The following is a 13,380-nucleotide window of genomic DNA, read 5'->3' as shown; positions in this document are numbered from 1 at the left end:
GTGCGAAAGCACGTTCCTCCTTTTTATAGGTTAAGTATTTTTCTTACATCTTTATCTATCAGATCGGGGATATCTTTAAGAAAACATCTTCCCGAAAAAGCAACGTGTGGCAGTGAAACAAATCTTGCCCCTTTGCATATAGGTCTGAAAAGCGGGTCTGCTATGACGGTCTTATGCTGTGAAAAAAGCTTTTCAAGCTCTGCTTCTTCCTCGCAGAAAATGTCCGTCCCTGACAGCACCTCGCTGTTTCTTATGCCAACTGTCGCCACAGTTTTTGCGCCAAGTTCAGCCCCAAGGGAAGAAGCAAAAACGTTTTCCCCTGCAACTATCATATGAGCATTCTCTACAGCTTTTTCACCGCAGGAATTTATACAAACGCCCTCTGACACTGCTCTTTTCAGGTCAGCGGAAAGCTTTTTGGAAAAGCTTTTCCCCACAGGCACGCCCACAACATATGGCACTCCATAGGTATCGAAAAGATACTTTGCCGCAGCTATCCCGTCTGAGGATATAACAAGGCTTACAGTCGCCTGTGGTGCGGTAGAGATCTCATCAAGACTGCTGTCCATAGCAAAACAGCTTTGCACTGAAAAGCTGTTATCCAAAAGCCACTTTTTTATGGAGCTTACGCTGGTGTTCACTGAAAAGTCAAGAGGCGTTGCACCAATAATATTCACTGAATTTGCCTGCTTTTCTTTTCCCTCACGGCAGAAAAGCTTTGCAATATTAAGGAAAGCTCCCTCTGCTCCTTGAAGATAGGAATGAGTGCCGTTGGTATCAACGAAAAATGTGGTCAGACCCGTTTCACGCTCTATCTCCTCAGCGGCCGCACTATAGTCAAAGCCTGTCATTGCAGGCATTGGCGAACCGCAAATGGCTATGAATTCGGGTGAAAGCTCACCTGCCGCTTTTGCCACATCACGAATGAACTTGCCGTCATTGCCCATAACGGCGTCCGCTTCTGTTAGTGCAGAAATATATATCATGCTTTTACGGTCATACCAGCGTGGCTCGTCATGGGTGGCGTAGGTGGAGTTACAGCCTGAAGCGTCATGGACGACGGTCATTCCACCAAGCTCATAAAGCGCTGAGCATACTCCCGAAGTATCCGCCGCATATATGGATATCACTTTTGCATTCATAGACAGCTTTCACACCCCCAGCCCTTGTGTTGTATCACCTTACGTCTGTCCTTTTTGTTTACTGCTCCCTCAGCCATAAGCTCTGCAAGCCTTTTTATGCCCTCGAAGCCATATCCACCGCCCCCTGCGACTATATCAACAAAGTTATCGGTCTGGCAGAAAAAAGCCGCTTTCTGACCTACTGCAAGATATTTTTCTTCGCACTGTGAAAACTCCATTTTCACATTCACAGTAGGGAGAATTTCAAGGTCGTGGCAATGGGCTTTCAGCCACTCAAAGTCTGCCCTTTCCTCCTCTGAAAAGCTGTCGGCATAGCAACGCTTCACATTGAAGCCTTTCTCTGCAAGAAGTCTGCAAAAGCCAAGGGGCCTTGGCAGAGCGGTATAATCCACGGCTATAGGCAAATCCCCTACTACCTCAAGGGCATTTGCAAGAGCCTTGTCGGCGGCTTCTCTGTCAGCAGAAAAGTCAGGCGTTTTCACACCAAGCTGGGTGCAAAGTCTGCTGTAATTTTTCTCTATCTCATCATAGCCATAGCACAAGGGCAGATACAAATGCTTTGTGCCAAGTCGCTTTTCAAGTTCCTCTCCTGACGGCTTTGCCGTGGGTATATAGGTGATATTCAAAGAGCTTTCCGCCATGGAGAGATACTCCTCATAGGTCTTGCACTTTGTTATGTCAAGAAGCTCAAAGCCTGCTGAGTTTATTATTTTTACAAGTTCGGAGGCTTCGTCCGTGGCTCTGTCACAGCCTATTATTGCCGCCGTTTTAGGCTTCTTTTCGCACTTTTCAAGTGGCTCGTAAAGCTGTTTTCTCATAAGGCTGTCGGGGGAGATAGACTTTCTCATGGTTGGCGTCATGTAACAATCTATAAAATGCACCTGCGGAAACAATGCCGAAAGTTCGTCTATTATCATTTTGAAGTCACAGCCTGCAAAAAGGTGAACACAGCTTAGAAAAATCAAAACGCATTTTGGCTTTTCCTCAAGCCTGTTTATTATATCACTCACTCCGTCGATAACGTCCTGCTCCATTGTGCCGTCATACAGATCCTGCTCAGAAACAGTCACCCATGACATTCTGTCCATGGCATTCATCTCTGCCGCAGTGAGGATAACGCCCCTTAAACAGCCCTGTGCGCAGACAAATATCTGACGTGACTCAGGGATAAGCATACCGGTATGGACGATATTCCACACGCCCCTTGTGGGTGGATTATATTCAAGACCGCTTTCAAAAGGCGCAGGAAAAGCCGCCTTCGTTATATTTATGCCGCTCTCTTTTATCATTTTTCTTCTCCCATACCGCACAGCTCGGCTATCTTATCCGCAAGGGCTTTATACTGCTCTGCCGCAGTGCTGTCAGGAAAAGCTTCCATGACAGTTTTGTGCATATCCTCAGCTTCGCTCACAAGGTCGCTTCTGTCTATCTCGGCTATCACAGAGCTGTGAAAATCAGCCGCAAGCTCTGCCGCTTTTTCCTCCTCGTTTTTTACGTTGCGTTTATTGAGGATAAAACCGCCAAGTGAGGCATATCCACGGCTTTTGAAATTTTCCACCGCCATTGCGATGTTTGCGGCGGCATATACAGACATACTCTCGCCTGACGTGATGATAAACACCTTATCGGCATAGCCCTTTCGCATTGGCATTGAAAAACCTCCGCACACCACGTCGCCGAGAACGTCATAGATAACAACGTCAGGCTGATATTTTTCGTATGCGCCCTTTTTTTCAAGCTCCTCCAAAGCGGCGATTATACCTCTGCCTGCACAGCCAAGCCCCGGCACCGGGCCGCCTGCTTCAACGCACACAACATTGTTATAGCCTACCCTTACCATATCTTCAAGGTCAAAGCTTTCGCCTTTTCGCACAAGGTCAAGAACGGTCGGTATCCTCTCTCCCCCATGGAGAAATATGGTGGAGTCAGCCTTTGGGTCACAGCCTATCTGCATGACTTTCAGCCCTTTTTGTGCCAGTGCAACACTGACATTTGATGCCGCCGTTGACTTTCCTATTCCGCCTTTTCCGTAAAAAGCAAGCTTTATCATTATCTGTGATCTCCTCTTGATATCTTTATTTTATAGCCTATGGACTCCATTCGTCTTTCAAGGCAAGCCCTGCACTGTGCTGACTCGTCACCTGTGCATATCTTGTTGTCATAGAGCATATATTTTTTTCTCACTGCAACAGGGGACAGATTCGGCATTATAACGTTCGCACCTGACAGCACCCCTTGTTCTCTCCCTTTGGGATCAATAGTGCCAAGGGCTGTGGTGGCAGGCAAAAGAACGTCGGGGAGCATTATCCTGCAAATGCTTAGCAGAAAGAGGGTAAGCTCATATGAGCCTTGTGGACAGCTTCTGAAAGGCGTGTCCTTATGTGGGAGAAAAGGTCCAATGCCTATCATTTCGGGCTTGAAATCGCACATAAACTCCATATCCTCAGCAAGGCACTCCGTCGTCTGATACGGCGAGCCTATCATCATTCCACAGCCTGTCTGATAGCCTATCTCTTTAAGATCTGAAAGACACTCCATTCGGTTTTTCCAAGACATTTCGGCTGGGTGGAGCTTTTTGTAATGCTCCTCGTCGGCAGTTTCGTGCCTGAGAAGATACCGGTCTGCACCTGCATTGAAAAGGGCTTCATAGTCCTCACGGCTTTTCTCACCTAGGGATAATGTTACCGCACAATCAGAGTGACGCTTTTTTATCTCGCTGACGATACCGCAGAGCATTTCTCTGTCATAGAAAGCGTCCTCACCGCTTTGAAGCACAAAGGTACGGAAACCATAGCCGTAGCCCTCGTCACAGCACTGCAAGATCTCCTCAGCGGTAAGCCTGTATCTGCTCACGTTGCCGTTTGAACGCCTTATTCCGCAGTAAAGGCAATCGTTTTTGCATATGTTTGAAAACTCCACTATGCCCCTTATGTAGATATCCTTGCCGAACATTTCCTGCGAAATGCCCCTTGCAAGCTCTGCGGCATAGGCTCTGTCGCTCTCGTCATATTCTTTTATAAGCTTCACCCATTCATCGTGGGAAAGCTTTTTCTCGCAGTTTAGTTTATCAATAAGTTCTCTGACCGCCATTGTGATCTTCAAGCTCCTTTACAAGATGTGGAAACACTTCTATGCTACGTTTGAGAATACCTTTCATATAGGCAATAGCAATGCCATAATTTGTGAACGGAACGTCTGCGTCACAAGCACATTTCATTCTGTAGGTAAGCTCTTTTGAGCCTAGCATACAGCCGCCACAGTGTATGCAAAGCGCAAAGTCCGAAAGCTCCTCTGGAAAGCCATGACCTGATGACAGCACTATTTCAAGATTCTTGCCTGTGTATTCTTTCAGCCAGTTCGGAAGCTTCACAGAGCCTATATCACCGCACTGTCTGTGATGTGTACAGCCCTCTGAAATAAGCACCTTGTCACCGTCTTTAAGATCGTCGATAGCTTTCACGCCCTTTACTGCGGCATCAAGAAAGCCCTTATATCTAGCCATAAGGATAGAAAACGAGGTGAGAGGGATATCCTCGGGGGTATCCTTTGAAACTCTTGCGAAAGCCTGACTATCCGTTATAACAAGTGCAGGCTTCTCTATCCTGCCAAGCACTCCTGAAAGCTCAGTTTCTCTTACCACCACTGCACAGGCGTTTGCTTCAAGAACATCTCTTATGGCCTGCTGTTGTGGCAGGATAAGCCTGCCCTTTGGTGCGGCGCTGTCGATAGGGGTGACAAGCACCACCATATCGTCAGGCTTTATAAGGTCGCCCACAAGCTTCATTGTCATGGTGTCTGTTTCAGTGAGCTTTGCAACAGCGTTTTTAAGCTCCTCTATGCCTGTTTTCTCTTTTGCGCTGACGTACACTGCGCCCTCCTCTTTTGGGATATCAGTGAGCAGGTCGGCTTTGTTTTTGGCTATAATAAATGGTATGTTTTTCTCTTTGAATATTGAGATAAGCTGTTTTTCGCAGTCGCCAAGGGGCAAGGTGCAGTCTGTTACAAGGACGGCGCAATCTGTTCTGTTTAGTATCTGCTTAGTTTTCTTCACACGAAGTTCTCCAAGCTCGCCCTCGTCGTCAAAGCCTGGGGTATCTATTATCACAACAGGGCCAAGGGGCAAAAGCTCCATTGCCTTTGTAACAGGGTCGGTGGTAGTGCCTTTCGTATCGGATACCACTGCAAGATCCTGATTTGTTACTGCATTCACAACGCTTGATTTTCCTGCGTTTCGTCTGCCGAAAAATCCTATATGTATACGTTCTCCGCTTGGTGCGTCATTAAGTCCCATTGCAAAAGCTCCTCTCAAAAAAATAAGCCATACCCCTATGGATACAGCTTTTCTATAGCAAAACAAGACCACACGATAGTGCAGTTTTCTGCTTGATGTGTATTCTTTCGCCTTAAAGGAGAAAACTCGTTTTCGGCGTCAGGGTCACAAATATTTATTAAATTTTTACTGTGGCGAATAAAGGGTCTTGGCGGTCACTCCCTCAAGCCTGCCTATCTTGCCTGCAAGAGAATTTATAACGTCCTGCGGGGCATCAACTGCCACACTTATTATGTTCATGCCACGCTCTCGGTATGGCAGACCCATTCGTCCTATTATATACTCGGCATGCTCATGAAGAATTGCGTTTATCTCCTGCGCAGAGCCGTTATCGTGTGCGATTATTGCAAGTATTGCCACACGGGTATCCATAAAACACCCCCGTAATGTAAAAGTGTACTTTATCTTACTTTATGATAGCACGATTTGTTGGCGTTGTCAATTGGAAGTTATCTATTTGAATAAAATTTTTAGATAACATTTGACTAAAATATACGACATATACTATTGACAAGTAGAGTTAGCCATGGTAAACTTATTTTGTGGAGTTCTTTTAGATAAAACATAAGAATAAAATATAGCTATGGAGGAAAAGACAATGACTCTTGATAAGCTTAAAACGGGTGAGTCTGCCGTGATAAAAGCGGTAGGTGGCGAGGGTGCGCTTAGGCTGCGTTTTCTCGACATGGGACTTATACCCAAAACAAAGGTGAAAATGCTAAAGCGTGCGCCAATGGGCGACCCTCTTGATATAGTACTGAGAGGCTATGAGCTGACGCTCAGGATAGAGGACGCAAAAAACATAGAGATAGAAAAAACAGAGGAGAATGACCATATATGAGATTTGCCCTTGCAGGAAATCAGAACTGTGGAAAGACCACGCTTTTTAACGCCCTTACAGGGTCTAATCAGCACGTTGGAAACTTTCCCGGTGTAACAGTCGAGCAGAAGGTCGGTGACATAAAGGGGCAGAAAAACTGCACTGTGGTGGATCTGCCGGGAATATACTCACTGCGCCCTTACACGCAGGAAGAGATCGTCACCCGTGACTACATAATAAATGAAAAGCCTGACGGCATTATAAACATTGTTGACGCCACCAATATAGAGCGAAATCTGTATCTCACTTTACAGCTTCTTGAACTGCGTGTGCCAATGGTGCTTGCCTTAAACATGATGGACGAGGTAAGAGCCAACGGTGGAACGATAGACGTAAAAATGATGAGCGACGCACTTGGCATACCTGTTATTCCAGTAAGTGCGGCAAAGGGCGAGGGTATCTCAGACCTTATCGACAAGGCTGTAGAAACTGCCCGAAACAAGACAAAGCCTGTTGTCACAGACTTTTGCTCAGACGATTCCGCTGTACACAGATGTATACACGCAGTTGTGCATCTTATCATGGATCACGCAAACCGTGCAGGCATACCGCCGAGATTTTGTGCTTCAAAGCTTATTGAGGGTGATAAGAATATCGAAGATCAGCTTGAGCTTAATCAAAACGAGCTGGAGCTTCTCGAACACTGCATAGTGGAAATGGAGGACGAATCAAAGCTTGACAGAAATGCGGCGCTTGCAGATATGCGATACGACTTTATCGAGAAAGTCGTTGCCATAAGCGTTGTGAAATGCCACGAGAGCCGAGAACACAAGCGGAGCGTAAAAATAGACCGCATTTTAACGGGAAAATACACTGCACTGCCTGTATTTTTCGGGATAATGTTTCTTGTATTTTTCCTCACATTCAATGTTATCGGCTCGACCCTTTCCGATTGGCTTTCCCTTGGTATAGACAAGCTCACCGACCTAGCAGACAAAGGGCTTACAGCCTACGGCATAAACCCTGTTGTACACAGCCTTATAATAGACGGAGTTTTTGCAGGCGTTGGAAGCGTTCTAAGCTTTCTGCCTATAATAGTGACGCTGTTCTTTTTCCTTTCCATACTGGAGGACACGGGCTACATGGCACGAGTGGCATTCGTAATGGACAAGCTTCTTAGAAAGATCGGTCTTTCGGGACGAAGCTTTGTGCCTATGCTCATAGGCTTCGGCTGTTCAGTGCCTGCTATAATGGCGACGAGAACGCTTGTATCAGACCGTGACAGAAAAATGACCATACTTCTTACCCCTTACATGAGCTGTTCGGCAAAGATACCTATTTACGCAGTTTTCTGTGCAGCATTTTTCAAGAAATATCAGGCGCTTGTGATGATAGGCTTATACATAACGGGCATAGTGCTTGGGATAATAATTGCGCTGATACTGAAAAATACAGCTTTCCGTGGCAAGCCTGTGCCGTTTGTAATGGAGCTTCCAAACTATCGTCTTCCTTCGGCAAAAAGCGTAGGACTTCTTCTTTGGGACAAGGCAAAGGACTTTATACAAAGAGCTTTCACAGTTATATTCTTTGCGACTATCATAATATGGTTTTTGGAGACCTTTGACGCAAAGCTCAACGTTGTAAAAGACTCCTCCGACAGCCTGCTAGCTCTTATCGGTCAGGCTATATCGCCAATATTCAAGCCTTTGGGCTTTGCAGATTGGAGAGTGACCACCTCGCTTATATCAGGCTTCACTGCAAAAGAGGCGGTAGTAAGCACAATGGCGGTACTGATGAACACAAGCACTGCAAATCTTGGCACTGCTCTTTCGGGAGCATTCTCCACCCTTTCCGCACTGAGCTTTCTCGTATTCACCCTGCTTTACACCCCATGTGTTGCGGCGGTGGCGACCATAAAGAGAGAGCTTGATTCAAGGATACAGACAGTAGGCGTTGTGATAATGCAGTGCATGGTGGCATGGCTTTGCGGCTGTGCGGTATATCAGATAGGAGCGTTATTATGAATACAGCCGACTGGATAGTGGTGATACTTCTGCTTTTATGGGCAGTGGCGGCGGCAATAAGTATATCAAAGCAAAAGAAAAAAGGTAAATGCTGCGGCTGTTGTTCACACTGTCACAGCAGATGCGGCAAAAAATAAGGCATAAAAGTAGCGGAGAACTGCAAAAAGAATGCGTTCTCCGCCATTTTATTAATATATAAGCAACACTAAGAAAATCAAAAATTTACAATACATCTGACTTTTTTCGTTAATACACCTGACAAATAAGCAAAAATGTGATATAATATAGCTTAGGGCGAAGTTATCTACCTTGTTTTTTTTGAGATATGGTTAGTCCAATCTAACTTTATAAAGAAAACCAGCTTAGAAAGGTCGGTATTATGAAGAAACAATTTTTTAGCAATGAGAAAGACGGTTTTTATGGTACATATTATGAAAACCCAAAGGATGCAAACTGCGCAATGATAGGTCTGTTCGGTGACGATCCTAATGACTTTATGGCAAAGTGCGGAGCAAAATGGCTTCACAAAAATGACGTGAACGTTATGTGTATGTCACCTGACGTGAAGAACTACGGCCATGTGAACTTCCCGCTTGAAAGGATAGAGACCGCTATAAAGTGGCTCAAAAGCCATGGAAACAAGAAGATAGGCATAATGGGAATGAGTACGGCAGGAATGGATTCCCTTGTGGCAGCTTCATATTTCCCTGACATAACACTCACTTTCGGTCTTACGCCAAGCGACTTTGTATGGCAGGGCTTTGAGCAGGGCGAAAAAGACGGCTGCAAGGAATGGCCTATCCCTGACGCTTCCACACTTTCATGGCAGGGCAAGCCGCTTGCCTATATGCCGTTCGTTTATGCCCACCCTGAATACTATCACAAAATAGAAGAAGAAACCAAAGGCTCGGGAGATATAACACGAAGCACGCACCTTTTTATCGACTCTGAAAAGGCAAGAGAACATACAGAGGAAGAAATGATAAAGGTTGAGAACATCAAGGGCAAGCTTATAATGGTGGGTGCTGATGACGACAGCTTCTGGGAGGCAGGAAAATACGTCCGCCGCATGGATAAGCGCTTGAAAGAACGCCCTCACGAGTGCGATTACGAAGCCCTGACTTACGAGCATGGAACGCACTTTGTGCTTCCTGAGACAATGCTCAGAAAAGCACTTCCTGTGGGACTTAAATTCGTAATGAAATTTATTTTCAAGGCTGCAAAGGACTATCCTAAGGAGTGCGAGCAGACAAGAAAGGATATCGACAGACGACTTTCTGCGGCTTTAAAACAGTGGGTAGCTGAATAAAAAAAGCCCATAAAATACGCTATTTTGTGTAGGGGCGACCTCTGTTCGCCCCTTGCTCGATATGTTTTACGATAAACCAAGACCGACTTCCAGCCAAAAAAAGTTGAAAGTCGGTCTGTTTTTTTTGCAACAGCATAAATGCTTTCAAAAAGAAGATTTTTGTGAATTTTGTGAGTTTTCTATTGACATTAGAGCACGGATATGGTAACATTAACGGTGTGTGAATATTTTCTAATAGCAATCACATATCAAAGCAAAAAAGCAATTATTTTATATAGATAGATAGTGGTGGGTCATCGGGGCCCTGACGAAGGAGCAAGCTATGTTTATAAGCGATACAGCGAAATATAAAATAATAGGTATCTGCACTTCATGTGTACAATCTGACTATGTGAGAGATATAGTATCTTCCATAAGCCGAAAGGGTGTAAAAGAGGGCTACAAGGTGCTTCTTTTTAACACCTTTTGCGACCTTTATCACAACATTTCCTACAACCATGGTGAAGCAAGCATTTTTGATCTTATAAATTATGACATTCTTGACGTACTTATAATAATGCCCGAGGCAATAAAAAGAGACAGCATTTCCAACGAGATAAGCAAGCGTGCCCATGAACACGGTGTTCCTGTCATATGCGTTGACAGTACAATGGATAATTGCTGCAGTGTGACATTCAATTACTCTGACGTTTTTGAAAAGATAGTTCGCCATGTGATCGAATTTCACGGCTGCAGAAGAGTTAATTTCATTGCTGGCGTAAAGGGCAATGCTTTCTCAGAAGAGCGTATAGAAGCATACAAAAAGGTGCTTGCGGAAAACGGCATAGAATTTGAGCCTGAGCGTCTTGGCTATGGTGACTTCTGGGATATGCCAACAAAAGGAGTATTGGAGAAATTTTTAGAAAGCAGTTTGGAATTTCCGCAGGCGATAATATGTGCAAACGACGCTATGGCGATAGCAGCTTGCAGCATACTGAGAGAACGCGGCATAAAAGTGCCTGAAGACGTTATTGTAACGGGCTTTGACGGCATCGAACTTGAACAGTATAACAGCCCTCGTCTTACAACGGCGGCTGTAGACAATGATGTGCTTGGCGAAAAGATAATAAACGCCATAGACCATATGATGAACGGAGTGCCTCTTCCTGAAAAAATAGAGGTCAGCTACACCATGAGGATATCCCAGTCATGCGGTTGTAAGAAAATAGACCCGAGAGAAGTAGGCGACAAGATCCTTGAGCTTTACCATAGAATGAACAATTCTGATGGTCACGAACAGCATATGTTCTCTTATCTTGCAAAATCAGTGGAATGTCACACCGTAGAAGAAATGGCAAAGGTAATGGCACGTTCGGGAGATTATTATAGCTGGGTATGCACAAACTCTGATTTTCTGTCAAACACGAGGCAGAGAGAACGCTTTAATAACAGCTTTACAAAGCAGATGAGAGTTTTCATGCAGACTTTTGACAACAAATACAAGACCGGTGAAGTTTTTGACACCAAGGATCTTTTGCCTGATATGGAGCAAGTCCTTGGACGCCATAACTGCTTAATGTTCTCGCCGCTTCATTTTCAGGACGAGGTCATAGGCTATGCGGCAAATTCATTTAGTCCTATATATTTTCTTTTCCAGAACACAAGACGTTTTATAAACAACACCAATCAGATAATGGAGAGCTTTAAAAACCGCCAGCGGCTTGAAAGGGCAAATGCGGAGCTTGCAAGGATACATATGCTTGACCCCATGACGGGGATATATAACCGCAGGGGCTTTTACAAGAACGTAAAAAAGCTTATTTCAAAGGCTGAGAAACAGGGCGTAGGCGTATGGGTATTCTCTATTGACATGGACAACCTTAAAAAGATAAATGACCTCTATGGTCACAACGAGGGTGACAAGGCGATAAAGGCAGTGGCGTCGCTGATGACAAAATGCACTGCAGAAGGTGGGATATGCTCACGCTTCGGCGGTGATGAATTTGTAGCTGTTATCGCTGAAACAGACGGTGCAGACAGCTTTTACGAAAAGGTATCCCGCAGCATTGCAGAATACAATCGCAGAAGCAAGTCGCCATATGATGTGTCGATAAGCTGTGGCTACAAGGCTGGAAAGCCGAAAACATTGAAAGAGATCGACGATCTTATGAAAGAGTCAGATCGTGAGATGTACACGCAAAAGCGTAAACATCATAGTCGGCGGGACTAACAGACATAACAAGAGGGCGGATAGTTTGAAAACTTCCGCCCTTGTTTTTATGCTATTTGGGTATGTCAACTCCCTCAAGAAAGATCTTCAGCCCGATCAAAACGAGTATAATGCCGCCTGCTATTTCTGCCCTGCTCTTATATCTTGAGCCGAACTTATTGCTATGGCGAGTCAACTTTTTTTGTCAAATAAACATTTGACAAAATTGCAAAACTGTGATATAATAACGATTGTAATGTGTTTCCGTAGCTCAGCTGGATAGAGCGACCGCCTCCTAAGCGGTAGGTCGGGTGTTCGAATCACCTCGGGAACGCCATAATGTGGAGATAAAAAAGATGTCTCCTGCGAAAAGCCCGAATATATCGGGCTTTTTTGCTACCCAAATGTAAACAAAAACGAATGAAGGCGAAATGGGGTCTGTTTATGACCGAACAGAAAAAGAATACTATCATAACAAGCGGCATCGCTGTACTTGCCGTGATACTGGCATATTGCTTCCGAATTGTGGGCAGGGGCAGCTTCTACCCGATGCTGTTTTCCTATCTGCGCAGCTTTATCTATATAGGTCTGTTCGCCGCCTGGGGGCTCTCCGTCCGTCAGCGGATCGTGCAAAAGCAGGTGTGCAGGTTTATGACGGTCACCGCAGTACTGCTCATCATATGGATGGTAGTCCGTTCGGCAAAGTATTTTATATTCTGGCAGCCGGATGCCGTCCGTTACTTGTGGTATCTGTTCTATCTGCCCATGCTGTTTGTGCCTATGCTGGCGCTGCTGATCGCCATGTCATTGGGAAAGCCGGACGAATACAAATTCCCCAAGGGAATGTCGATTCTGTGGATCATCTCCGGCACATTGCTTCTGCTCGTGCTCACAAATGACCTGCACCAATTCGTATTTACCTTTCCTAAGGACGCCGCCGTGTGGACAGACAAAAACAACGGCTATTCGATAGGCTACTTCATTATTGTAGGCTGGCAGGTGCTGTGTGCCTTTGCCGCACTCGTAATTATGTTTTTAAAATGCCGTGTGCAAAAAGGAAGGCTCCACTTTCTGCCCATTGTTCCTATGCTGCTGACGATCGTTTACAGCGTGCTTTACTATGCAGGTGCGGATTGGCTGCTCCACTTGTTCGGCGATATTGCCGCATTCCAAAGTGTGATGTATATTCTGACCTTTGAGTTTTGCATCGCCTGTGGATATATACATTCAAACAGCCGTTATGTGGACTTGTTTGCCTCCTCTGTCGGCACATCGGCAGAGATCACCGACAAGGACTTTACCGTTCGGTATGCAGCTGTAAACACTGCGCCTATCTCAAAGGAAACGATGAAAAAAGCCGAGCAAAGCCCGGTCACAATGGGCGGCTTGACCGTTCACACCATGCCCATTGATGGCGGCTATGCCGTATGGACAGAGGATGTGTCGGCTTTGCGTGACATCAAGGAGGACTCCGAGCTTCTTGCAGACGAGCTTGCCGACAGGAACGAAATGCTCCGTTATGAATACAAGCGTGAAGCCAAGCGCCGCAAGGTGGAGGAGCAAAACC

At 45.4% G+C, this 13,380-nt stretch carries 13 protein-coding genes and 1 tRNA gene; 7 read left to right on the top strand and 7 right to left on the bottom strand.

The features are described 5' to 3' along the window. Positions 1-23 precede the first annotated feature (23 nt). The 6 genes from WS40_RS06430 to WS40_RS06405 form a co-directional block, all read right to left on the bottom strand. Positions 24-1,142 carry a nitrogenase component 1 gene (locus tag WS40_RS06430; protein ID WP_046441160.1) on the bottom strand — a complete coding sequence of 373 codons (1,119 nt, stop codon included), beginning with the start codon at positions 1,140-1,142 and terminating at the stop codon, positions 24-26. Continuing rightward, the gene (locus WS40_RS06425; protein ID WP_046441158.1) at positions 1,139-2,431 is read right to left on the bottom strand and encodes a nitrogenase component 1; all 1,293 of its coding nucleotides are present in this window, start codon (positions 2,429-2,431) and stop codon (positions 1,139-1,141) included. Before WS40_RS06425 ends, WS40_RS06430 begins: the two co-directional genes overlap by 4 nt. Then, entirely contained in the window at positions 2,428-3,192 is a 765-nt protein-coding gene (locus WS40_RS06420) for a nitrogenase iron protein NifH (protein ID WP_046441156.1), read from the bottom strand. The genes WS40_RS06425 and WS40_RS06420 overlap by 4 nt, the downstream gene beginning before the upstream one ends. Next, on the bottom strand, positions 3,192-4,232 hold the full coding sequence (gene hydE, locus WS40_RS06415) for a [FeFe] hydrogenase H-cluster radical SAM maturase HydE (protein WP_046441154.1): 1,041 nt from the start codon (positions 4,230-4,232) through the stop codon (positions 3,192-3,194). The genes WS40_RS06420 and hydE overlap by 1 nt, the downstream gene beginning before the upstream one ends. After that, entirely contained in the window at positions 4,210-5,433 is a 1,224-nt protein-coding gene (gene hydF, locus WS40_RS06410) for a [FeFe] hydrogenase H-cluster maturation GTPase HydF (RefSeq protein ID WP_046441152.1), read from the bottom strand. The genes hydE and hydF overlap by 23 nt, the downstream gene beginning before the upstream one ends. Positions 5,434-5,598: 165 nt before the next feature. Continuing rightward, on the bottom strand, positions 5,599-5,844 hold the full coding sequence (locus tag WS40_RS06405; RefSeq protein WP_022287112.1) for a TM1266 family iron-only hydrogenase system putative regulator: 246 nt from the start codon (positions 5,842-5,844) through the stop codon (positions 5,599-5,601). A 226-nt stretch (positions 5,845-6,070) separates the two neighbouring features. Between WS40_RS06405 and WS40_RS06400 the strand changes: the two genes are divergently transcribed. From WS40_RS06400 to WS40_RS06385, 5 genes are all read left to right on the top strand, one after another. After that, positions 6,071-6,313: a FeoA family protein gene (locus WS40_RS06400; protein WP_022287113.1), complete on the top strand. Its 243-nt coding sequence runs from the start codon at positions 6,071-6,073 to the stop codon at positions 6,311-6,313. Beyond that, a complete protein-coding gene (gene feoB, locus WS40_RS06395) occupies positions 6,310-8,316 on the top strand; it encodes a ferrous iron transport protein B (RefSeq protein ID WP_046441150.1) in 2,007 nt (668 codons plus the stop codon). The genes WS40_RS06400 and feoB overlap by 4 nt, the downstream gene beginning before the upstream one ends. After that, entirely contained in the window at positions 8,313-8,453 is a 141-nt protein-coding gene (locus WS40_RS11490; RefSeq protein ID WP_181981505.1) for a FeoB-associated Cys-rich membrane protein, read from the top strand. Before feoB ends, WS40_RS11490 begins: the two co-directional genes overlap by 4 nt. A 242-nt stretch (positions 8,454-8,695) precedes the next feature. Next, entirely contained in the window at positions 8,696-9,625 is a 930-nt protein-coding gene (locus tag WS40_RS06390) for an acyl-CoA thioester hydrolase/BAAT C-terminal domain-containing protein (protein ID WP_046441148.1), read from the top strand. A gap of 322 nt (positions 9,626-9,947) precedes the next feature. After that, positions 9,948-11,834, top strand: a complete 1,887-nt coding sequence (locus WS40_RS06385) for a GGDEF domain-containing protein (protein ID WP_325208463.1) — start codon at positions 9,948-9,950, stop codon at positions 11,832-11,834. A gap of 52 nt (positions 11,835-11,886) precedes the next feature. Here WS40_RS06385 and WS40_RS11485 read toward each other — a convergent pair whose 3' ends face one another. Next, positions 11,887-12,009, bottom strand: coding sequence for a manganese efflux pump MntP family protein (locus tag WS40_RS11485; RefSeq protein ID WP_267301179.1), 123 nt, complete (start codon positions 12,007-12,009; stop codon positions 11,887-11,889). A gap of 64 nt (positions 12,010-12,073) precedes the next feature. Here WS40_RS11485 and WS40_RS06380 point away from each other — a divergent pair. Both WS40_RS06380 and WS40_RS06375 read left to right on the top strand, forming a co-directional pair. Beyond that, positions 12,074-12,150, top strand: a tRNA-Arg gene (locus WS40_RS06380). A gap of 107 nt (positions 12,151-12,257) precedes the next feature. Beyond that, a partial coding sequence (locus WS40_RS06375) for a histidine kinase N-terminal 7TM domain-containing protein (protein ID WP_442973462.1) occupies positions 12,258-13,380 on the top strand: 1,123 nt, incomplete at its 3' end.

Origin of the sequence: Ruminococcus sp. N15.MGS-57, from assembly GCF_000980385.1 — a bacterium.
Lineage (GTDB): Bacteria > Bacillota > Clostridia > Oscillospirales > Ruminococcaceae > Hominimerdicola > Hominimerdicola aceti.
Note: the sequence above shows the minus strand (reverse complement) of the source record. Positions and strands in the feature narration are given on the sequence as shown.